The 19,177-nt window shown below is 69.4% G+C and carries 19 protein-coding genes and 1 pseudogene; 10 read left to right on the plus strand and 10 right to left on the minus strand.

What is annotated here, in order from left to right:
- Positions 1-28: 28 nt before the first annotated feature.
- Positions 29-1,360 (plus strand): zinc-binding metallopeptidase family protein, encoded by a 1,332-nt coding sequence (locus AC3WQR_RS20300; RefSeq protein ID WP_492743286.1) that lies wholly within the window; start codon positions 29-31, stop codon positions 1,358-1,360.
- On the opposite strand, the gene AC3WQR_RS20305 is transcribed toward AC3WQR_RS20300, so the two are convergent.
- The 5 genes from AC3WQR_RS20305 to AC3WQR_RS20325 form a co-directional block, all read right to left on the minus strand.
- Positions 1,351-1,569, minus strand: coding sequence for a cysteine-rich CWC family protein (locus AC3WQR_RS20305; RefSeq protein WP_492743287.1), 219 nt, complete (start codon positions 1,567-1,569; stop codon positions 1,351-1,353). The genes AC3WQR_RS20300 and AC3WQR_RS20305 overlap by 10 nt on opposite strands.
- Positions 1,566-2,822, minus strand: a complete 1,257-nt coding sequence (locus AC3WQR_RS20310; protein WP_492743288.1) for a 6-phosphofructokinase — start codon at positions 2,820-2,822, stop codon at positions 1,566-1,568. Before AC3WQR_RS20310 ends, AC3WQR_RS20305 begins: the two co-directional genes overlap by 4 nt.
- A 58-nt stretch (positions 2,823-2,880) precedes the next feature.
- Positions 2,881-4,038, minus strand: a complete 1,158-nt coding sequence (locus tag AC3WQR_RS20315; protein ID WP_492743289.1) for an acyl-CoA dehydrogenase family protein — start codon at positions 4,036-4,038, stop codon at positions 2,881-2,883.
- Between the two features lie 7 nt (positions 4,039-4,045).
- Positions 4,046-4,864 carry an enoyl-CoA hydratase-related protein gene (locus AC3WQR_RS20320; RefSeq protein WP_492743290.1) on the minus strand — a complete coding sequence of 273 codons (819 nt, stop codon included), beginning with the start codon at positions 4,862-4,864 and terminating at the stop codon, positions 4,046-4,048.
- Positions 4,865-5,029: 165 nt separating this feature from the next.
- Positions 5,030-5,386 carry a DUF2917 domain-containing protein gene (locus tag AC3WQR_RS20325; RefSeq protein WP_062479754.1) on the minus strand — a complete coding sequence of 119 codons (357 nt, stop codon included), beginning with the start codon at positions 5,384-5,386 and terminating at the stop codon, positions 5,030-5,032.
- Between the two features lie 82 nt (positions 5,387-5,468).
- Here AC3WQR_RS20325 and AC3WQR_RS20330 point away from each other — a divergent pair, with 82 nt between their 5' ends.
- On the plus strand, positions 5,469-6,395 hold the full coding sequence (locus tag AC3WQR_RS20330) for a LysR substrate-binding domain-containing protein (protein ID WP_447740547.1): 927 nt from the start codon (positions 5,469-5,471) through the stop codon (positions 6,393-6,395).
- A gap of 25 nt (positions 6,396-6,420) precedes the next feature.
- Here the strand turns inward: AC3WQR_RS20330 and AC3WQR_RS20335 are convergent, their stop codons facing one another.
- On the minus strand, positions 6,421-6,996 hold the full coding sequence (locus AC3WQR_RS20335) for a fasciclin domain-containing protein (RefSeq protein WP_492743291.1): 576 nt from the start codon (positions 6,994-6,996) through the stop codon (positions 6,421-6,423).
- A 396-nt stretch (positions 6,997-7,392) separates the two neighbouring features.
- On the opposite strand from AC3WQR_RS20335, the gene AC3WQR_RS20340 reads away from it, so the two are divergent.
- Both AC3WQR_RS20340 and AC3WQR_RS20345 read left to right on the plus strand, forming a co-directional pair.
- Entirely contained in the window at positions 7,393-7,620 is a 228-nt protein-coding gene (locus AC3WQR_RS20340; protein ID WP_062479749.1) for a hypothetical protein, read from the plus strand.
- Positions 7,613-8,395 (plus strand): hypothetical protein, encoded by a 783-nt coding sequence (locus tag AC3WQR_RS20345; protein ID WP_492743292.1) that lies wholly within the window; start codon positions 7,613-7,615, stop codon positions 8,393-8,395. Before AC3WQR_RS20340 ends, AC3WQR_RS20345 begins: the two co-directional genes overlap by 8 nt.
- 16 nt (positions 8,396-8,411) lie before the next feature.
- Here AC3WQR_RS20345 and AC3WQR_RS20350 read toward each other — a convergent pair whose 3' ends face one another.
- Positions 8,412-9,677: an MFS transporter gene (locus AC3WQR_RS20350; RefSeq protein ID WP_492743293.1), complete on the minus strand. Its 1,266-nt coding sequence runs from the start codon at positions 9,675-9,677 to the stop codon at positions 8,412-8,414.
- A 149-nt stretch (positions 9,678-9,826) separates the two neighbouring features.
- Complete coding sequence (locus AC3WQR_RS20355; protein WP_492743294.1) at positions 9,827-12,001, minus strand: malate synthase G; 2,175 nt, start codon at positions 11,999-12,001, stop codon at positions 9,827-9,829.
- 255 nt (positions 12,002-12,256) lie between these two features.
- On the opposite strand from AC3WQR_RS20355, the pseudogene hisC reads away from it, so the two are divergent.
- Together hisC and AC3WQR_RS20365 are read left to right on the plus strand one after the other, a co-directional pair.
- Positions 12,257-13,240 (plus strand): annotated as a pseudogene (hisC, locus tag AC3WQR_RS20360) (histidinol-phosphate transaminase); the annotation flags it as partial.
- Between the two features lie 46 nt (positions 13,241-13,286).
- On the plus strand, positions 13,287-14,255 hold the full coding sequence (locus AC3WQR_RS20365; RefSeq protein WP_369631025.1) for a Bug family tripartite tricarboxylate transporter substrate binding protein: 969 nt from the start codon (positions 13,287-13,289) through the stop codon (positions 14,253-14,255).
- Positions 14,256-14,258: 3 nt separating this feature from the next.
- Here the strand turns inward: AC3WQR_RS20365 and AC3WQR_RS20370 are convergent, their stop codons facing one another.
- Positions 14,259-14,999 (minus strand): IclR family transcriptional regulator, encoded by a 741-nt coding sequence (locus AC3WQR_RS20370; protein ID WP_489059975.1) that lies wholly within the window; start codon positions 14,997-14,999, stop codon positions 14,259-14,261.
- 89 nt (positions 15,000-15,088) lie between these two features.
- Between AC3WQR_RS20370 and AC3WQR_RS20375 the strand changes: the two genes are divergently transcribed.
- The 4 genes from AC3WQR_RS20375 (at position 15,089) to AC3WQR_RS20390 (ending at position 18,683) form a co-directional block, all read left to right on the plus strand.
- Positions 15,089-16,024, plus strand: coding sequence for a hydroxymethylglutaryl-CoA lyase (locus AC3WQR_RS20375; protein ID WP_139702179.1), 936 nt, complete (start codon positions 15,089-15,091; stop codon positions 16,022-16,024).
- On the plus strand, positions 16,017-17,207 hold the full coding sequence (locus tag AC3WQR_RS20380) for a CaiB/BaiF CoA transferase family protein (RefSeq protein WP_492743295.1): 1,191 nt from the start codon (positions 16,017-16,019) through the stop codon (positions 17,205-17,207). Before AC3WQR_RS20375 ends, AC3WQR_RS20380 begins: the two co-directional genes overlap by 8 nt.
- A gap of 32 nt (positions 17,208-17,239) precedes the next feature.
- Positions 17,240-18,166 (plus strand): LysR family transcriptional regulator, encoded by a 927-nt coding sequence (locus AC3WQR_RS20385; RefSeq protein WP_062479733.1) that lies wholly within the window; start codon positions 17,240-17,242, stop codon positions 18,164-18,166.
- A 64-nt stretch (positions 18,167-18,230) separates the two neighbouring features.
- On the plus strand, positions 18,231-18,683 hold the full coding sequence (locus AC3WQR_RS20390) for a DUF2214 family protein (protein WP_056584391.1): 453 nt from the start codon (positions 18,231-18,233) through the stop codon (positions 18,681-18,683).
- Between the two features lie 85 nt (positions 18,684-18,768).
- Here AC3WQR_RS20390 and AC3WQR_RS20395 read toward each other — a convergent pair whose 3' ends face one another.
- Positions 18,769-19,134 carry a hypothetical protein gene (locus tag AC3WQR_RS20395; protein ID WP_095949699.1) on the minus strand — a complete coding sequence of 122 codons (366 nt, stop codon included), beginning with the start codon at positions 19,132-19,134 and terminating at the stop codon, positions 18,769-18,771.
- Between the last annotated feature and the right edge of the window lie 43 nt (positions 19,135-19,177).

A 19,177-nucleotide genomic window follows, 5' to 3' on the forward strand; every position in this document is an offset into this window, starting at 1 on the left:
AAGTCGTCATCAAAAGAACAAACAAGCCATGAACCCGTCGATCCAAGAACCCGTCAATGAACCGGCCGACCCCGCCGTGCCCGACGCCGCTCCCACGCTCGCGGCCGAACTCGCCGCGCCCACCGTCAGCCGCGCCTACCGCTGCCAGTGCGGGCGCCCCGTGTTCCTGCGCAACAGCGAGTGCCTGGCCTGCCACACGCCGCTGGGCTACGTGATCGACCGGCTCGGCGTGGTGCCGCTGGCGCCGGCCGAAGGCGAGGGCGCGCTGCCCGACACCTTCACCGTCTTCGGCGACCCGCACGGCGCCACCTACCGCCGCTGCGCCAACCTCATGACGCCGGCCGCCTGCAACTGGATGGTGGCGCAGCCGCGCGAGGGCGAGGCCATTCCCGCCGACACGCAGGGCCTGGCGCCCGGCTATTGCCTGGCCTGCAGCGTCACGCGCACCATTCCCGACCTGTCGGTGGAGGCCAACGGCGAACTCTGGCGCAAGCTCGAGATGCCCAAGCGCCGCCTGATCTCGCAGCTGCTCGCGCTCGGCCTGCCGGTGGTGAGCCGCCATGCCGATCCGGTGCACGGGCTGGCCTTCGACTTTCTCAGCAACATGCCGGGCGCCCCGCACGTGATGACGGGCCACGAGCACGGCCTGATCACCCTCAACGCCGAGGAGGCCGAAGATGCCGTGCGCGAGCGCATCCGCGCCGAGATGCACGAGCCCTATCGCACGCTGCTGGGGCACTTTCGCCACGAGATCGGCCACTACTACTGGGACCTGCTGGTGCTGCCCACGCGCTGGATCGACGACTTCCGCGTGCTCTTCGGCGACGAGCGCGCCGACTACGGCGCCGCGCTGCAGCAGCACTACGAACAGGGCCCGCCGCCCGACTGGGCGCAGCGCTTCGTCAGCAGCTACGCGAGCATGCACCCGTGGGAAGACTGGGCCGAGACCTGGGCCCACTACCTGCACATGGCGGACACCGCCGACACGGCGATGAGCTTCGGCATCGACGCGAGCAACGTGGAGCTGCAGAACGATTTGTTCACCGCCGCCGACCTGTGGCAGCCCGAGCATCCCGACGCTGCGAAATTCCTGGACTTCATCAACGGTTGGGTGCTGCTGACCAGCATGCTCAACGAGCTGTCGCGCAGCATGGGCCAGCCCGACTACTACCCCTTCGTGCTGCCGCGTGCGGCGGTGGGCAAGCTGCAGTTCATCCACGGCGTGGTCACCGCGCAGCGCAGCGGCACGGCGCCGACGATGGTGACGGCGGGGGATGTGGCGGAGGCCGCGACGGAAGCTGCCGAGCCTGCACAGGGGCAGACCCAATCGCAGTCGCAGGGCGACGTCGCTCAGTCCTGAGGCGGCGACTTTCCTGCGGCGCAGCGCGCGCAGATGCAGGCCTGGCCGCGCAGCGCCGGTGGCAGCGTGTCGAGCGGCGCCAGCGAAAAATCGGCGGCCATGCACCAGCAGGGCGGCTGCGCCTGCCCGGTCTCGCGCTCGACCTCCATCGCGCAGCGGTTCGCTTCGCCGCACAGCGGACAGTGCGCGGTGTCGATGACCACCGTCATGCGAGCGCGAAGGCCGGCAGCTTCTTCGGCACCGCCACGTTGCGCAGCGTCGCGTACACCGGCAGGCCGTCGCGGTAGGCGGGGTAGTCCTCGCCCGCGATCAGCGGCAGCAGGTAGCGGCGGCACTTCTCGGTGATGCCGTAGCCGTCGTCCGAAATGAAATCGCGCGGCATCGGCTTCTCGACATTGGCCACCGCTTCGAGCGGCGCCGCGCCCAGCGTGTAGGCATAGGGCACGTCGCTCGTGCGCTCGATGGTCGGCATCACCGCGTTGCGGCCTTCGAGCGCCAGCTCGACCGCACGCTGGCCCAGTTCGTAGGCCTGCTTCACGTCGGTGGCCGAGGCGATGTGCCGCGCCGCGCGCTGCAGGTAGTCGGCCACGGCCCAATGGAACTTGTGGCCCAGCGCTTCCTTCACCATCTGCGCGACCACCGGCGCTGCGCCGCCAAGCTGCGCATGGCCGAAGGCATCGCGCGCGCCCTGTTCGGCGAGGAAGGTGCCGTCGGGATGGTGGCAGCCCTCGGACACCACCACCGAGCAGTAGCCGTGCTGCTGCACCAGCGCATCGACGCGCGCCAGGAAGCGGGCCGCGTCGAACTCGATCTCGGGGAACAGCACCACCACCGGAATGCCATGGTCGGCCACCAGCCCGCCGGCCGCGGCGATCCAGCCGGCGTGGCGGCCCATCACCTCGAGCACGAACACCTTGGTGGAGGTGGCGGCCATCGAGCGCACGTCGAACGAGGCCTCGAGCGTGGACACCGCCACGTACTTCGCCACCGAGCCGAAGCCCGGGCAGCAGTCGGTCAGCGGCAGGTCGTTGTCGATGGTCTTGGGCACGTGGATGGCCTGCAGCGGGTAGCCCATCGACTGCGACAGCTGGCTCACCTTGAAGCAGGTGTCGGCCGAGTCGCCGCCGCCGTTGTAGAAGAAGTAGCCGATGCCGTGCGCCTTGAACACCTCGATCAGGCGCTCGTACTCGCGGCGGTTCTTCTCGAGCGACTTGAGCTTGTAGCGGCACGAGCCGAAGGCGCCCGAGGGCGTGCTGCGCAGCGCCGCAATCGCCTCGGCCGGCTCGGCGCTGGTGTCGATCAGGTCCTCGGTGAGCGCGCCGAGGATGCCGTTGCGTCCGGCATAGAGCGTGCCGATGCGGTCCGGGTGCTGGCGCGCCGTCTCGATCACGCCGCAGGCCGAGGCGTTGATGACCGAGGTGACGCCGCCCGACTGGGCGTAGAAGGCGTTGAGGATGGGCATGCGCGGCATTCTCCCGCAGCCCTTTCCATGGCGCCAGTGGTGCCAAATGCGGGGCGCTTCAGCGCCCGCCGAGGCCCATCGCGCGCGTGATCACCTCTTTCATGATCTCGTTGGTGCCGCCGTAGATGCGCTGCACGCGCGCGTCGGCGTACGCGCGGGTGATCGCGTACTCCCACATGAAGCCGTAGCCGCCGTGCAGCTGCACGCACTCGTCCATCACCTTGCACTGCAGGTCGCTGGTCCAGTACTTGGCCATGCTCGCGGTGGCGGTGTCGAGCTTCTCGGCCATGAGCAGCTCGATGCACTTGTCGACGAACACCTGCGCCACCTGCACCTCGGTCTGCAGCTCGGCCAGCGTGTAGCGCGTGTTCTGGTAGTTGCCCACGGGCTGGCCGAACACCTTGCGCTCCTTCACGTAGGCCACGGTGTGGTCGATGGCCGCCTGCGACGCGGCCACCGCGCTGATCGCGATCTGCAGCCGCTCCCAGGGCAGCTGCTCCATCAGGCAGACGAAGCCGCGGTTGACCTCGCCCAGCAGCGCCTCGGCGGGCAGGCGCACGTCGTTGAAGAACAGCTCGGAGGTGTCTTGCGCCTTCAGGCCCAGCTTCTTCAGGCGCTTGCCCTTCTCGAAGCCCGGCATGCCGCGCTCGACGAGGAACAGGCTCGTGCCCTTCGCGCCGGCGGCCGGGTCGGTCTTGGCGACCACGATCACCAGGTCGGCATGCCAGCCGTTGGTGATGAAGGTCTTGCTGCCATTGAGCAGGTAGCTGCCGTCGGGTTGCCGGATGGCGCTGGTCTTCACGGCCTGCAGGTCGCTGCCCGCGCCGGGCTCGCTCATGGCGATGGCGCCGACCATCTCGCCGCTGGCGAGCTTGGGCAGGTAGTGCTGCTTCTGCGCCTCGGTGCCGTAGCGCAGGATGTACGGCGCCACGATCTCGTTGTGCAGGCCGAAGCCGATGCCTGTGAAGCCGCGCGCCCACAGCTCCTCGAACTGGATCACCGAGTACAGCAGGTCGGCGCCCGCGCCGCCGTAGGTGTCGGGCAGCGCCATGCACAGGAAGCCGTTCTCGCCGGCCTTGGACCAGACGGCGCGGTCCACATAGCCCTGCTCTTCCCAGGCGTCGTGGAAGGGCGCGATCTCCTTGTCCATGAAGCGGCGGAAGCTGTCGCGGAAGGCCTCGTGGTCGGCGGTGAAGAGGGTGCGTTCGATGGTCATGGGGACGTCAGCGGGTTTCGAAAACTGGGGGGCGCTTTTGCAGGAAGGCGCTCACGCCTTCACGGAAGCTGGGGCGGTCGATGAGCGCGCGCTGGCGCTCGCTCTCGTAGTGCAGTTGTTCTTTCAGCGTGTGGCGCTCCGAGGCGTCGAAGGCCTCGCGCGCTTCGAGCACCGCGTGCGCCGGCAGGCGCGCCAGGCGCTGCGCGATGGCGCGGGCCTCGTCCATCAGTTGCTCGTCGTCGGCGCAGGCCCAGATCAGGCCCCACTGCACGGCACGCCCGGCGCTCAGGCGCTCGTCGAGCAGCGCCATGCCCATGGCGCGCGCCCGGCCGACGCGGCGCGGGATGGTCCAGGTGCAGCCCAGGTCCGGCACGATGCCGAGCTTGGGCAGGAAGGGCAGGTAGAAGTAGGCGCTGCGCGCGGCGATGGTCACGTCGGCCGCGAGCGCCAGGCCCACGCCCGCACCGGCCGCCGGACCGTTGACCGCTGCCACCACCGGCACCGGCAGCGTGCGCAGCGTCTCGATGAGCGGGTTGCTGAGCTTCTGCATCCACTCGGCGGTCTGGTCGCCGAGCGTCTGGCCGGGCTCGCCGGGCGGCGCCATCGCGCTCAGGTCGGCGCCCACGCAGAAGGCCTTGCCGGCGCCCGTGAGGATCACGGCGCGCACCGTGCGGTCGTCGCGGATGCGCTCGAGCGCGTCGCGCAGTTCGACCTGCAGGTCTTTCGCGATCGGGTTCAGCTTGTGCGGCAGGTTCAGCGTGAGCGTGGCGATGCCGTCGGCCTGTTCGCACAGGACGCAGGGTTGGGGTTGTTGCGGCGCGGTCATGCGAGCGCTGCGCCGGAAGTGGTGGTCATGGGCGTGTCCCTTTCAAGGCCAAGAAGGAAAACGGACGCCCAAAGCAAAAAGCCGCCTGTCGTCACGGCGGCGCGCGGTGCTGCTCCCTGCGGGGGCGGTCCATGGCATCGAGGTTCGATGCCACGGCGCCCGCGGTCAAGCCGGGGACAACCCGTGCAGCGCCAGTCGCCAAGGCGACCGCACGCGAGCCTGTGCGCGCGAGGCCGGGTTCGGCAGCGCGGCGGGCTGCGCGTCCGACACCGAGATGCACGACGACTCCAGCGCCGACACCAGCACGCGCCGGTGCTCGGTGCTCTCGAAGCGCTCGCCCGGCCCGAGCACGATGTCGCGCGGGTCGCGGTCGAGCGTGATCCACACGGCGCCGCTGCGGCATTCGATGCCCACGCCCGCGCCGTCGGGCACGGCGAAGACGGCGCGGCTGGGCAGGCTCACGTGGAAGCGCGAGCTCGACGAGGAGAAAAAGGTGGAAGGGGACCGGTCGGTGGTGCTCATGGGAACCTCCATTGCATTCGTGATACGAATGAATATAGTGAGCAGAGCCCTCTCTTACACGCGGTCATTCGGAACTCGTTGCATGCCTCCAGAGAATGTGAAAACCCCTGCCGGCGAGCTCCCGCCGCTCGAGCTGCTGCGCAGCTTCGAGGCCGCCGCGCGCCGGCTCAGCTTCACGCTGGCGGCGGGCGAGCTGCACCTCACGCAGTCGGCCGTGAGCCGGCAGATCCAGCAGCTCGAAGCCAGCCTGGGCGTGCTGCTGTTCGAGCGCCGCCACCGCGCGCTCGCGCTCACCGAGGCCGGCGGCGTGCTGCAGCGCGCCGTCACCGACAGCCTGGAGCGCCTGCGCGACGCCACCGCCCGCGTGCGCGCCAGCGCCGCGCCGCGGCAGGTGTCGATCACCACCACACCGGGCTTCGCGTCGCTGTGGCTCATTCCGAAACTGGCGCGCTTCACCAGCACGCATCCGCAGGTCGACGTGCGTGTGTCGGCCACGCTCGACGTGCTCGACCTGGACGTGAGCCGGCTGGACCTTGCGGTGCGCTTCGTGCCCATCGGCCGCGGCGTGGGCCCGGCGCTGTTCGAGGAGTCGGTGATCCCGCTGTGCGCGCCGCAGGTGGCCGCGTCGCTGCGCGAGCTGTCCGATTTTTCCAAGCTCACGCTGCTGACCATCGAATACCCGGACCACAGCGAAGCCCCGACCGCCGACTGGGAGCCGTGGCTCAAGGTGATGGTGCTGGAAGACCTGCGCATGAAGAGCACGCTGCGCTTCTCGCAGTACGCCGATGCGGTGGCCGCCGCGGTGGCGGGGCAGGGCGTGGTCATCGGGCGCCTGCCGCTGCTGCGCGAACTGGTGCGCGACGGCCGGCTCGTGGCGCCGCTCGGCCAGGGCGTGGCATCGCACCGCGGCTACTTCATCGAGATGTCGCGGCGCGCCGCGGGCAACCGCGACGCGCAGGACTTCGCGCAATGGCTGCGCGACGAGGCGGAGGCCGCGCAGCGGAGCTGACGAAGGGCCGCCGCCCGCCTGCCGATCAACCTGGCAGCAGCACCTTGTTGACGACGTGGATCACGCCGTTCGACTGGTAGACATTGGCGATCGTCACCGCCGCCGTGCCGCCCTTGGCGTCGGTCACCCACACCGTGCCGCCGCTCATCGTCGCCGTGAGCGTGCCGCCGCTCGCGGTCTTCAGCATCGCCTTGCCGCCGCCCGCGTTGATCGCGCTCGTCAGCGCCGCGCTGTCCATGCGACCGGGCACCACGTGGTAGGTCAACACCTTGGTGAGCGTGGCCTTGTTCTCGGGCTTGAGCAGCGTGTCGACCGTGCCGGCCGGCAGCGCCGCGAACGAGGCGTTGGTGGGCGCGAACACCGTGAACGGGCCCGGGCTCTTGAGCGTGGCCACGAGGTCGGCCGCCTTCACCGCGGCGACCAGCGTCGTGTGGTCCTTCGAATTCACCGCGTTGTCGACGATGTCCTTCGTCGGGTACATCGGCGCGCCGCCGACCATGGGGGTGGCGGCACTGTTGCTGCTGCTGGCGTTGCTCATGCCACTGCCGGCGCACGCGCCGAGCAGGACCGACACGCCGAGTGCGATCACGAGTTTTTTCATGGATGTCTCCTGGAAGGAAAAGCTCTGTGGAAACCGCCAACAGCTCGGGGGCGCGATGCGCTTGAGATGCCATACGGCGCGATGTGTGAAGCGGATTCAACCGACGTGCCCTGTCAGCTTTGCGCCACAGCGCGCCGCGCCGGGCTTGCGCACGGCGAAGGCCCTCGCCAGAATCCGCCCTTCCTTTTTCAGCGACCGTTTTTCCAGACACCGCGCACGGCGACGATCAACCTCCCGGGCGAGAACACCATTCAATGAACCGTTCACTGAACACCTGACGCACACCGACCGCCCCGGCCGGATGTGCACCTTCGCATCCGCCGCGGCCGTATCGACAAGGGCCCCGCGCGCAACTGCATTCGCCGGGGCCTTTTTGTTTTTTCGGAGTGTGTGCACATGAGTGCTCAACGAAAGGCCCGCGACGACGACAAGCGTCTGGGCCGGTTCTACTTTGCGGTGCCCGCGTCGGCACCGCGCAATCCCGTGGTGGCCGCGATGGCGCGCCGCGAATCCAGCCAGGGCGCGGGCCGCCACCTGCGCACCCACCGCGCCGAGCGGCGCGCGCAGAAGGTGGCGCTGCAGAAAGCCGCGCGCGACTTCGGGCGGAGGGCCGACGATGCGTGACGACATGGGCAAGGTGATCGTCGAGCGTCCGCGCGGCGGCTGGCGCGTGCAGGGCGATGGCCGCCCGTGGCGCAACAGCCCCGAGCGCGGTTCGCACCTGGGCATGAAGCGCGGCCTGCAGCATCCGAAGTGGCTGAGTGAAAACCTTCAGCCGCTCAAGCGCTGGCTGCACAAGCAGGTGCACCGGCCGTGGGACAAGGTGTACGCCGAGCTGTGCGCGGGCATCGATCGCCGCAGCACGGTGCAGGCGCACATCTTCCTGCACGTCGACGACTTCGTGGCACGCGACGCGGTGCTGTGCGACGGCGAGGTGCGGGTGCGGCCTCACCGCTGGGGAACCCGCGACGGCGTGCCGCTGCACGAAGCGCCGGGCGTCGAGCTGTTCGTGCACCCGGTCACCGGCATCCTGCTGCCGAACCGGCGCCTGCGCGAGGCACGCGCGGTGCGCCGTGTGGACCGGGCCGCACGGCGCGGCGACACGCCTTGCGCGGTCTACCACGTGATCGACGAGACCACGCAGTGGCACTGCGTCGAGGGCTGCTGGTTCGAGGTCGTGCTGGCGCAGTTTCCCGAGCGCACAAGCGCGGCGCAGCCAGAGCCCAATTGCTACGACGTGCTGCGCCGCTGCATGGTCACGCGCTGCGGCGCGGCGCGACGTTCAGCGCCGGGCCTGCCCACGCACTTCGACATGTATGGGCGTCACGATGTCTATGCCGTTGCCAAGCGGCAGCTGAGCCGGCGCGAGGTGCGGGCGCGGTTGGGGGATGCGGCGTGAGGCCGCGTGTCGGCGATCAGGGCGTGGGACGCACTGGCACCTTCGCCCGCGGCAGCAGCCAAAACGCCAGCGTCCCCGCCGCCAGCATCCCGCTCACCGTGAGGAACACCGCGCGGAACGGCTCGCTGCCCTGGGCCACGGCCCAGGAGGCGGCGACGCCGGTGGTCCATTGCATCAGCGAGACGCCGAGGAACATCGCCATGTTGAGCAGCGCCATCGCGCGGCCCGTGACGGCCGCCGGGTAGGCGTTCTTGGTGTACGCGTACAGCAGCACGCTGTAGCCCGACAGCATGCCGTAGACGATCGGCAGGCCGATGTCGATGGCGCGCGACTGCGTGAGGGCCATGGCGGCGAACATCGCCGCGCCGGCGAAGGCGCAGCGCATCATCCAGCGCGTGCGGCGCGCGCCGCCAGGGTCGAGGCGGCCGAACAGCATGGGGCTGGCCATGCCGGCGACGGTCATCACCAGCGCCACGTTGCCGCTGGCCACGAGCGAGAGGCCGTGGCGGTCGTGCAGCACGGGGCCGAGCCACAGGCCGCGCAGCGTGATGAAGGCGGCATACGACACGCAGGCGAAGCACAGCAGGCCGAGCGTGTGCGGCATGGCGAACAGCGGCAGCAGGTCGCGCACGGCCTGGCGCAGCGACTGGCGCTCGGGCGCGGGTTCGTCCGATGCGATCGTCGTGCGCGCGGGCTCGTGCACGCGCCAGAAGATGACGATCCACGAGAGCACGGCGAAGGCGGTCAGCGCGGCATAGCCGGCGCGCCACGAGGCGGCCTCGATCAGCAGCGCCAGCGGCGTGCCGGTGAACAGGATGCCCATGCCCGCGAGGCTCATCACCAGCCCCGACATGGCGGTGAAGCGCGCGGCGTCGAAGTGCCGCGCGATGAACACGGTGCAGGCCAGGAAGGCCGGCGCGCAGCCCACGCCGATCAGCGCCTGCCCCAGCAGCAGCGCGCCGAAGCCCGGCGCCACGGTGCACAGCGCGGCGCCCGCGATGGCCAGCGGAAAGGCGGTGAGCACGGTGCGGCGCACGCCGAAGTGGTCGATCGACACGCCCATCGCGAGCTGCATGATGCCGAAGGTGAAATGGAAGGTGCCGGCCCAGGTGCCCAGCGCCTGCGGCGTGAGGCCGAAGTGCTGCGTGAGCGGCGTGGCCATCATGGCGCCGACGGTGCGAAAGGCCTGGCTCAGCGCGAAGGCGGTGGCCAGTGCGACCAGCATGGCCGCGGCCGAGGTCGACCCGCGGGTCGGGGGCGGCGTAGCCGCGTGCTTGTTCATCGAAAGAAACGGAGACCGGAGAGAGAAGAGGGCGGCGTCGATGCTACCGGCATGTCGCGCCCCATGCAGAACGGCGCCCGAGGGCGCCGTTCGTTGCGTGTCTCCGAGGCGTCAGTGCCGGCGGAGGCCGGCACTGCGCAAGGCGCGCGTCAGGCCGCGGCCTTGACCTTCAGGCGCCAGGCGTGCAGCAGCGGCTCGGTGTAGCCGCTGGGCTGCTCGATGCCCTTGAACACGAGGTCCTGCGCGGCCTTGTAGGCGGGGGAGGTGTCGAAGTGGCCGGCCATCGGCTGGTACAGCGCGTCGCCGGCGTTCTGCTCGTCGACCACCTTGGCCATGCGCTGGAAGGCCTCGTCGACCTGCGCCTTCGTGACCACGCCGTGCAGCAGCCAGTTGGCGATGTGCTGGCTGGAGATGCGCAGCGTGGCGCGGTCTTCCATGAGGCCGACGTTGTGGATGTCGGGCACCTTCGAGCAGCCCACGCCCTGGTCGACCCAGCGCACCACGTAGCCCAGGATGCCCTGCACGTTGTTGTCGATCTCCTGCTGCTTCTCGGCGTCGGTCCACTTGGCCTGCGCGGCGATCGGCACCTGCAGCAGCGCGTTCAGGATGTTCTCGCGCTCGCCGTCGGCGTCGATCTTCTCGAGCTCTTGCTGCACGGCGGTCACACTGACCTGGTGGTAGTGCAGCGCGTGCAGCGTGGCGGCGGTGGGCGAGGGCACCCAGGCGGTGTTGGCGCCGGCCTTGGGGTGGGCGATCTTCTGCTCGAGCATGGCGGCCATCAGGTCGGGCATGGCCCACATGCCCTTGCCGATCTGCGCCTTGCCGCGCAGGCCGCAGTTCAGGCCGACGAGCACGTTGTTCTTTTCGTAGGCGCCGATCCAGGCGCTGGACTTCATGTCGCCCTTGCGGATCATCGGGCCGCCCTGCATGGCGGTGTGCATCTCGTCGCCGGTGCGGTCCAGGAAGCCGGTGTTGATGAAGGCCACGCGCGCGGCGGCTTCGGCGATGCAGGCCTGCAGGTTCACGCTGGTGCGGCGCTCCTCGTCCATGATGCCGAGCTTGACGGTGTTGGCGGGCAGGCCGAGCAGCTGCTCGACGCGGCCGAACAGTTCGCTGGCGAAGGCGACTTCGGCCGGGCCGTGCATCTTGGGCTTGACGATGTAGATGCTGCCGGTGCGCGAGTTGCCCTTGCGCTTGACGTCGATCATGGCGATGGTGGTGGTGACCACGGCGTCCAGGATGCCTTCGGGGATTTCCTTGCCGCCTTCGTACAGGATGGCCGGGTTGGTCATCAGGTGGCCCACGTTGCGCAGGAACATGAGCGAGCGGCCGTGCAGCTTCAGCGGCTGGCCGTTGGCGCCGGTGTACTCACGGTCGGCATTCAGGCCGCGCGTGAAGGTCTTGCCGCCCTTGGCGACTTCTTCGGTGAGCGTGCCCTGCACGATGCCCAGCCAGTTCGCGTACGCGACGACTTTGTCGGCCGCGTCGACCACGGCCACCGAGTCTTCCAGGTCGAGGATGGTCGAGAGCGCGGCTTCGAGCACGAGGTCGCTCACGCCGGCCGCATCGCTCTTGCCGATGGCGGTGCTGCGGTCGATGCGGATGTCCAGGTGGATGCCGTTGTGCTTGAGCAGCACCGACGACGGCGCGGCGGCGTCGCCCTGGTAGCCGATGAACTGCGACGCATCGGCCAGGCCGGTGGTGCTGCCTTGCAGCGCGACGACCAGCTGGCCGTCCTTCACGCTGTAGCCGGTGGCGTTCTTGTGCGAACCGTTGGCCAAAGGCGCGGCCTGGTCGAGCACGTTGCGTGCGAACTCGATGACCTTGGCGCCGCGCACGGGGTTGTAGCCCTTGCCCTTTTCGGCGCCGCCGGTTTCGGGAATGGCGTCGGTGCCGTACAGCGCGTCGTACAGCGAACCCCAGCGCGCGTTGGCGGCGTTCAGGGCGTAGCGTGCGTTCAGGATCGGCACCACCAGCTGCGGGCCGGCCTGCAGCGCGAGTTCGGAGTCGACGTTGGCCGTGGTGGCCTTCACGCCCTTGGGCTGCGGCAGCAGGTAGCCGATCTTTTCCAGGAAGGCGCGGTAGGCCGGCATGTCGGCGATCGGGCCGGGGTTCTTCTTGTGCCAGGCGTCGAGCTCGCTCTGCAGGCGATCGCGCTCGGCGAGCAGGGCGACGTTCTTGGGCGCCAGGTCATGGACGATGGCGTCGAAGCCCTTCCAGAACACGTCGCTGGCCACGCCGCTGGCGGGCAGGACCTTCTCTTCGACGAAGCGGTGCAGTTCGGTCGCGACCTGGAGTCGGTGGGCGGTGGTGCGGTCGGTCATGTGTTTCTCCTTGGGGAACGCAATGCAAAAAACAGGAAATCGGGGGCGGCGCAGCAGTGGGGCGCACTTGCCCCAGGTGAAGCCATGGGAGAACTGTATTCGATACTTTGCGGGCGAGTAAGAGCCGAAAGTGAGATTTATCTGTGACAAAAATGAAGGTAATCAACCAGAACCCAGGCCCCGCTTCAAAGGGTAGGCCCTGAGGCCGGGCCGGTGGCAGCTGTATATATTTAACTTCTTAAATAATCAGCTCCCGCCGCAATGATCCTCCTGGCTTCCAACGAAAACCCGCTCGGCATGCCCGAGTCGGCCCGCCGCGCCGCCGCTGCCGCCCTCGAAGGTGCGGGCAACTACCCCGACAGCAACGGCACCGCGCTCAAGCAGGCGCTGGCCGCGCGGCTCGACGTGCCGCCCGAGTGGCTCACGCTGGGCAGCGGGTCGAGCGAAATCCTCGAGCTCGCGGCGCAGGTCAGCCTCAAGCCGGGCGAGAACGTCGTCTATTCGCAGTACGGTTTCATCGTCTACGCGGCGGCCACGGCGCACGCCCACGCGCGCGCCACCGTCGTGCCTTCGCGCGACTTTGGCCACGACCTGGACGCGATGCGCGCCGCCATCGGCGACGACACGAAGCTGGTCTTCGTGGCCAACCCGAACAACCCGACCGGCACCTTCATCGATGCTGCGCCGCTGCGCGAGTTTCTGCAATCGGTGCCCGCGCACGTGACGGTGCTGCTCGACGAGGCCTACACCGAGTACCTCACGCCCGCGCAGCGCTACGACAGCATCGAATGGGTGCGCCGCCTGCCCAACCTGATCGTGGCGCGCACCTTCTCCAAGGCCTTCGGCCTGGCGGGGCTGCGCATCGGCTACGGCGTGTCGCAGCCGGCGCTCACGGCGCGCATGAACGCGCACCGCCCGCGCTTCAACGTGACGACGCCGGCCCAGGCCGCGGCCGTGGCGGCGCTGGGCGACACCGACTTCCTGGCGCGCACCTACGAACTCAACACCGCCGGGCGCGAGCAGCTCGCCGCGGGCTTCGCCGCGCTGGGCCTGCCGCACGTGCCGTCGTCGGGCAACTTCGTGATGGTGCAGGTCGGCGATGCGCCGGCCGTGCACGCGCGCCTGCTGGCCGCCGGCATCGAGGTCTCGCTGCTCGGCCCCTACGGCCTGCCGCAATGGCTGCGCGTGAGCGTCGGCCTGCCGGCGCAGAACGAGGCCCTGCTGGCCGCGCTGCGCTGACGACCCCACGCACACCGAAGAACAACCACCCCGAGGAGACCGCCCCATGCAACGCCGCCAGTTCGCAGCGCAAGCCGCTGCCGTCATCACCGCCACGGCCTTCGCGCCGATGGCGTTCGCGCAGGAGCGCACGGTGCGCATCCTGATCGGCTTTCCGCCGGGCGGGTCGGCCGACGTGGTCGCGCGGATCCTGGCCGACAAGATGCGCGTGTCGCTCGGACAGAACGTCATCGTCGACAACAAGCCCGGCGCGGCCGGCCGGCTGGCGCTGGCCGAACTCAAGCGCTCGCCGCCGGACGGCAGCGTGCTGATCTTCTCGCCCAGCGGCGCGATGGTGATCCACCCGTGGCTGTATTCGAACCTCGGCTACGACACGGTGAAGGACTTCACGCCGATCTCGCTCGGCAGCACCTTCGACTTCGCGGTGACGGCCGGGCCGGGTGCGCCGGCGGGCGACCTGAAGGCGGTGCTGGCCTGGATGAAGGCCAACCCGGGCAAGGCCAACTACGCGACCTCGGGCGCCGGCACGGTGCCGCACTTCGCGGGCCAGCTGCTGGCGCAGGCCTCGGGCGTGCCGATGACGCACGTCGCCTACCGCGGCGGCGCGCCGGCCGCGCAGGACCTCATCGGCGGACAGGTGCCGCTGATGGTGGACACCGCCTCGGAAACCATCGAGCACCACCGCGCGGGCAAGGTCCGCATCCTCGCGGTGACGGGCGAAAAGCGCAGCCGCGCGCTGCCCGACGTGCCGACACTGAAGGAAGCGGGTATCAACGTGACGGCCGATGCCTTCTTCGGGCTGTATGGCCCGCCGGGCATGTCGCCCGAGCTGGTCGCGCGCATCGACAAGGCCGTGGCCGACGCGCTGCGCATGCCCGACGTGCAGGAAAAGATCTACGCGCTGGGCCTCGTGCCGGCGCATGCGGGACCGGCGGAACTGGCGAGCATCCAGGCGACGCACCTGAAGCGGTGGGAACTGCCCATCAAGAACTCGGGCTTCAAGGCTGAATCCTGATGCTCAGACCTGCCCGCTGAGCGCCTTCGCCGCCGCGCGCACGGGCTCGATATAGCCCTCGTCGTAGCGGTGCGTCGGCATCGTCAGCGTGACCGCCGCGGCCAGGCCGCCATCCGCATGGAACACCGGCGCCGAGATGCCCGCCAGCTCGGCCGTGCGGTCGCCCACCAGCGCGCAATAGCCTTGCGCGCGGATCGCGTCGTACAGCTTGCGTTCCTTCGCGCCGCGCGGCCGTTCGGCCTCGGGCCCGAAGGCGATCAGCACGCGCGCGCCCGCGCCCCGGTCGTTGGGCAGCAGGTCCCCCGCGCGCACGTGGTCGCGCACCACATGCGACGAGTCGACGCGGAACTGGCACAGCCGCACCCAGCTGTCGCCCTGGTCCTGCCGCACGTGGTACGCCGCGCTTTCGCCGGTGGCGGCGGCGAGCGTGCGCAGCACCGGCAGCACGAGGCGGTCGAGCGACTGCGACGCCGCGTACAGCCCGTGCAGCCGCGCGATCTCCAGCCCCAGCGCGTAGCGCCCGTCGTCCTGCCGGCGGATCAGCCGCGCATGTTCCAGCGAGGCCAGCAAGCGCAGCACCGTGCTCTTGTACAGCTGCGTGCGCTCGGCGAACTGCGCCAGCGACAGCGCCTCGTCGCCGGGCCGGAAGGCCGACAGCAGGCTCAGCGCGCGGTCGACCGCGGCGGCGCCGCCGGGGGCAGCGTTGAGGTCGGACACCGATTCGGTCTGGGCTTTGCGGGGCATGGCGTGGCTTGACAGTCGGCGGGCTTGCCGATTTAATTCTGTTTAACAGAATATAGTTCTGCAAGATAGAACAGTCAAGAAAGCACCCGATGACCTCCCCCGACGTTCTCATCAGCGAGGTCGGTCCGCGCGACGGCCTGCAGTCCGTGAAGGCCACCATGCCCACGGCCGACAAGCTGCGCTGGATCGACGCGCTGCATGCCGCCGGCCTGCGCGAGATCGAGGTCGCTTCCTTCGTGCCCGCGAAGCTGCTGCCGCAGATGGCCGACGCTGCCGAGGTGGTGCGCCACGCGGTCACGCTGCCCGGCCTCGTGGTGATGGCGCTGGTGCCCAACCGCAAGGGCGCGCAGGCCGCGCTCGAGGCGGGCGTGCACAAGCTCACGATGCCGGTGTCGGCCAGCGTCGCGCATTCGCTGGCCAACGTGCGCAAGACGCCGACCGAGATGGTCGAGGAGGTGCGTGCCATCGCCGAGCTGCGCGGCGCCCTCGCACCGCAGGTGAAGCTCGAAGCCGGCATCTCCACCGCCTTCGGCTGCACGCTGCAGGGCTTGGTGCCGGAAGACGACGTGATCCGCCTGGCGGTGCAGTGCGTCGAGGCCGGTGCGCAGGAGGTCGGTCTGTCGGACACCGTGGGCTACGCCAACCCCGCGCAGGTGCGCCGCCTCTTCAAGCGGCTGCGCGCCGAACTCGGCGTGCACGCGGGCGCGGCCCACATGCACAACACGCGCGGCCTGGGCATCGCCAATTGCCTGGCCGCGTGGGACGAGGGCGTGCGCACCTTCGACGCCTCGCTCGGCGGCCTCGGCGGCTGCCCGTATGCGCCGGGCGCGTCGGGCAATGCGGTCACCGAAGACCTCGTCTTCATGTTCGAGGCCATGGGCGTGCGCACCGGCATCGACATCGACAAACTCATCGCGGCGCGTGCGCCGCTCAAGGCCGGCCTGCCCGGCGAACCGGTCTACGGCATGACGCCCGAAGCCGGCCTGCCCAAGGGCTTTGTCCAGGAAACCCTCTCTCATGTCTGAAGCCAATCCCTTGCCCTACGCGGGCGTGCGCGTCGTCGAGTTCACCCACATGGTCATGGGCCCGACCTGCGGCCTGCTGCTGGCCGACCTGGGCGCCGAGGTCATCAAGGTCGAGCCCATCGAGGGTGACAACACGCGCCGCCTGCTGGGTTCGGGCGCGGGTTTCTTCCCGACCTTCAACCGCAACAAGAAGAGCATCGCGCTCGACCTGAAGAAGCCCGAAGGCGTGGAGGCCGCGCTGCGCCTCATCGCCACCGCCGACATCGTGAGCGAGAACTTCAAGCCCGGCACGATGAAGAAGCTGGGGCTCGACTACGACACGCTCAGCAAGTTCAACCCGCGCCTCATCTACGTGAGCCACAAGGGCTTCCTGCCCGGCCCGTACGACCACCGCACCGCGCTCGACGAGGTGGTGCAGATGATGGGCGGCCTGGCCTACATGACCGGCCGCGCGGGCGACCCGCTGCGTGCGGGCACCAGCGTGAACGACATCATGGGCGGCATGTTCGGCGCCATCGGCGCGATGGCCGCGCTGCGCCAGCGCGACCTCACGGGCAAGGGCTGCGAGGTGCAGTCGGCGCTGTTCGAGAACAACGTGTTCCTGGTCGCGCAGCACATGATGCAGTTCGCCGCCACGGGCAAGGCCGCCGACCCGATGCCCAGCCGCATCTCGGCCTGGGCCGTGTACGACGTGTTCACCGTGAAGGACGGCGAGCAGATCTTTCTTGCCGCCGTGAGCGACAAGCAGTGGGCCATCTTCTGCAAGGCCTTCGGCCTTGAGGAGATGCTGGCCGACCCGCGCCTGAAGACCAACAACGACCGCGTGCGCGCACGCGAGTGGATGATGCCGATCCTGCGCTCGCACCTCGCCAACCACAGCGCGGCCGAACTCAGTGCGGTGTTCGAGCAGAACGAACTGCCCTTCGCGCCCATCACCAAGCCGCAGGAGCTGTTCGACGACCCGCACCTGAACGCCACCGGCGGCCTCGCGCCCGTGCGCATGAACGACGGCCACATGGCCAAGGTGCCGCTCGCGCCGTTCACGCTGGGCGGCGAACGTCCCGGCATCCGCCTGCAGCCGCCGCACATCGGCGAGCACAGCGCGGCGCTGCTCAAAGAAGTGGGCTACAGCGACGGCGACATCGCCGCGCTGCGGGCGCAGGGCGTCACGGCTGGGGACTGATCTTCGGTGGCGGGCGATATAGTTCCCGCGCCATGGACCGCCTCAAGCAACTCGAATCCTTTGTCTCGGTCGCGACCCGCGGCAGCCTCACCGCGGCGGCCAAGGCGGAAGGCGTGGCGCCCGCGATCATGGGCCGTCGCATCGACGCGCTCGAAGAACGCCTGGGCGTCAAGCTGCTGGTGCGCACCACGCGCCGCATCGCGCTCACGCACGAAGGCAGCGCCTTTCTCGAAGACTGCCAGCGCCTCCTGACCGAGTTCGCGAACGCCGAGGCCAGCGTGAGCGCCGGCGGCGTGAAGGCCAGCGGCCACCTGCGCGTGACCGCGCCGGCCGGCTTCGGCCGCCGCCACGTCGCGCCGCTGGTGCCGCGCTTTCATGCGCTGCATCCCGAGGTGACGATCTCGCTGAACCTCAGCGACCGCGTGGTCGACGTCACCGGCGAGAGCTTCGACTGCGCCGTGCGCGTGGGCGACCTGCCCGACTCGTCGCTGGTGAGCGTGCGCCTGGCCGACAACCGCCGCCGCTGCGTCGCCACGCCCGAGTTCCTGCGCCGCCACGGCGCGCCCAAACACCCGGGCGAGCTGTCGCGCTTTGCCTGCCTCACGCTGTCGAGCGACGCCTCGCAGACGCGCGGCTGGGCCTTTCGCATTACCAGCGAGGAGGGCGTGCAGGAACTCATCCACCTGCGCCCCAGTGGCCCGCTCGATTGTTCCGATGGCCAGGTGCTGCACGACTGGTGCCTGGCGGGCCACGGCATCGCCTGGCGCAGCACCTGGGAGGTCGAGGCCGAGATCGACGCCGGCCTGCTCGTGCCCCTGCTCGACGACTTCGCCGCGCCGCCCAACGGCATCTATGCGGTGTTCACAGGCACCAAGCACCTGCCGCTGCGCGTGCGACTGTGGCTTGATTTCCTCAAAGCGCAGTACGGGCAGCCGGAATTCTGGGGCGGGCGGTCCTGAAATCGTGACCGGGCGGCACAATGCTTTTTGCATTTGCTTGCAACCCCGATGAAGAAAGTTTCCGATGACCCTCGAAGCCATCCTCGCCTACCTGCATCTGTTGGCCATCCTCACGATGGTTGTGTTCATTTCCAGTGAAGCCGCGCTGTGCCGCGTGCAATGGCTCAATGCCGCCGTGGTCGAGCGGCTGGCCAAGGTCGACATGGTCTACGGCATCGCCGCGATCGCCGTGCTGGCCACGGGCATCGCGCGCACCTGGTGGGGCGTGAAGGGCACGGCCTGGTACTGGACCAACCCGCTGCTGCACGTGAAGCTCACGCTGTTCATCATCGTGGGCGTGCTGTCGATCTTCCCGACGCTGACCTACTTCCGCTGGCGCAAGACGCTGCGCGCCACGGGCAAGCTGCCGGCGGAGGCCGACATCCTGAAGACGCGCAAGCTGGTGATGATCCAGGCGCACCTGATCGCACTGATCCCGCTGGTGGCGGTGTTCCTGGCGCGCGGCTTCGGCAAGTAATCAACACAAAAGACAAAAGAAAAGGCCCGCATGAGCGGGCCCTTCGGGAGTAACAAATGTCAGCGCCACACGGCGCCGCGCCGGATCAGGCCTTGGCCGCGTCGGCTTCGCACTTCTTCATGAAGCTGTTCTTGGCGGCACCGGCCAGGGCCTTGCCGTTCTTGTCGAGGGCCTTGGCGGCGCAGGCGGGTCCGGCGGCGGCCTTGGTGCACTTCTTCATGAAGCTGTTCTTGGCGGCGCCGGCCAGGGGCTTGCCGTTCTTGTCGATCGCCTTGGCATCGCAGCTGGCGCCACCGGCGGGTGCGGCCGCAGCGGCAGGGGCTGCCGCAGGTGCGGCGGCGGCAGCGGGGGCCACGACCGGGGCGGGTGCCTTGTCCTGCGCGTAGGCGCTGAACGACAGGCAGGCGCCGAGCGCGACGGTGGAGGCGACCAGGGAAAGGAGCTTCTTCATGGTGGATATGTCCTTGCAAGGTTGAGTTGTGACAGACGCCCCG

Source organism: Variovorax sp. FW305-3-2-15-B-LB1, from assembly GCF_058787635.1.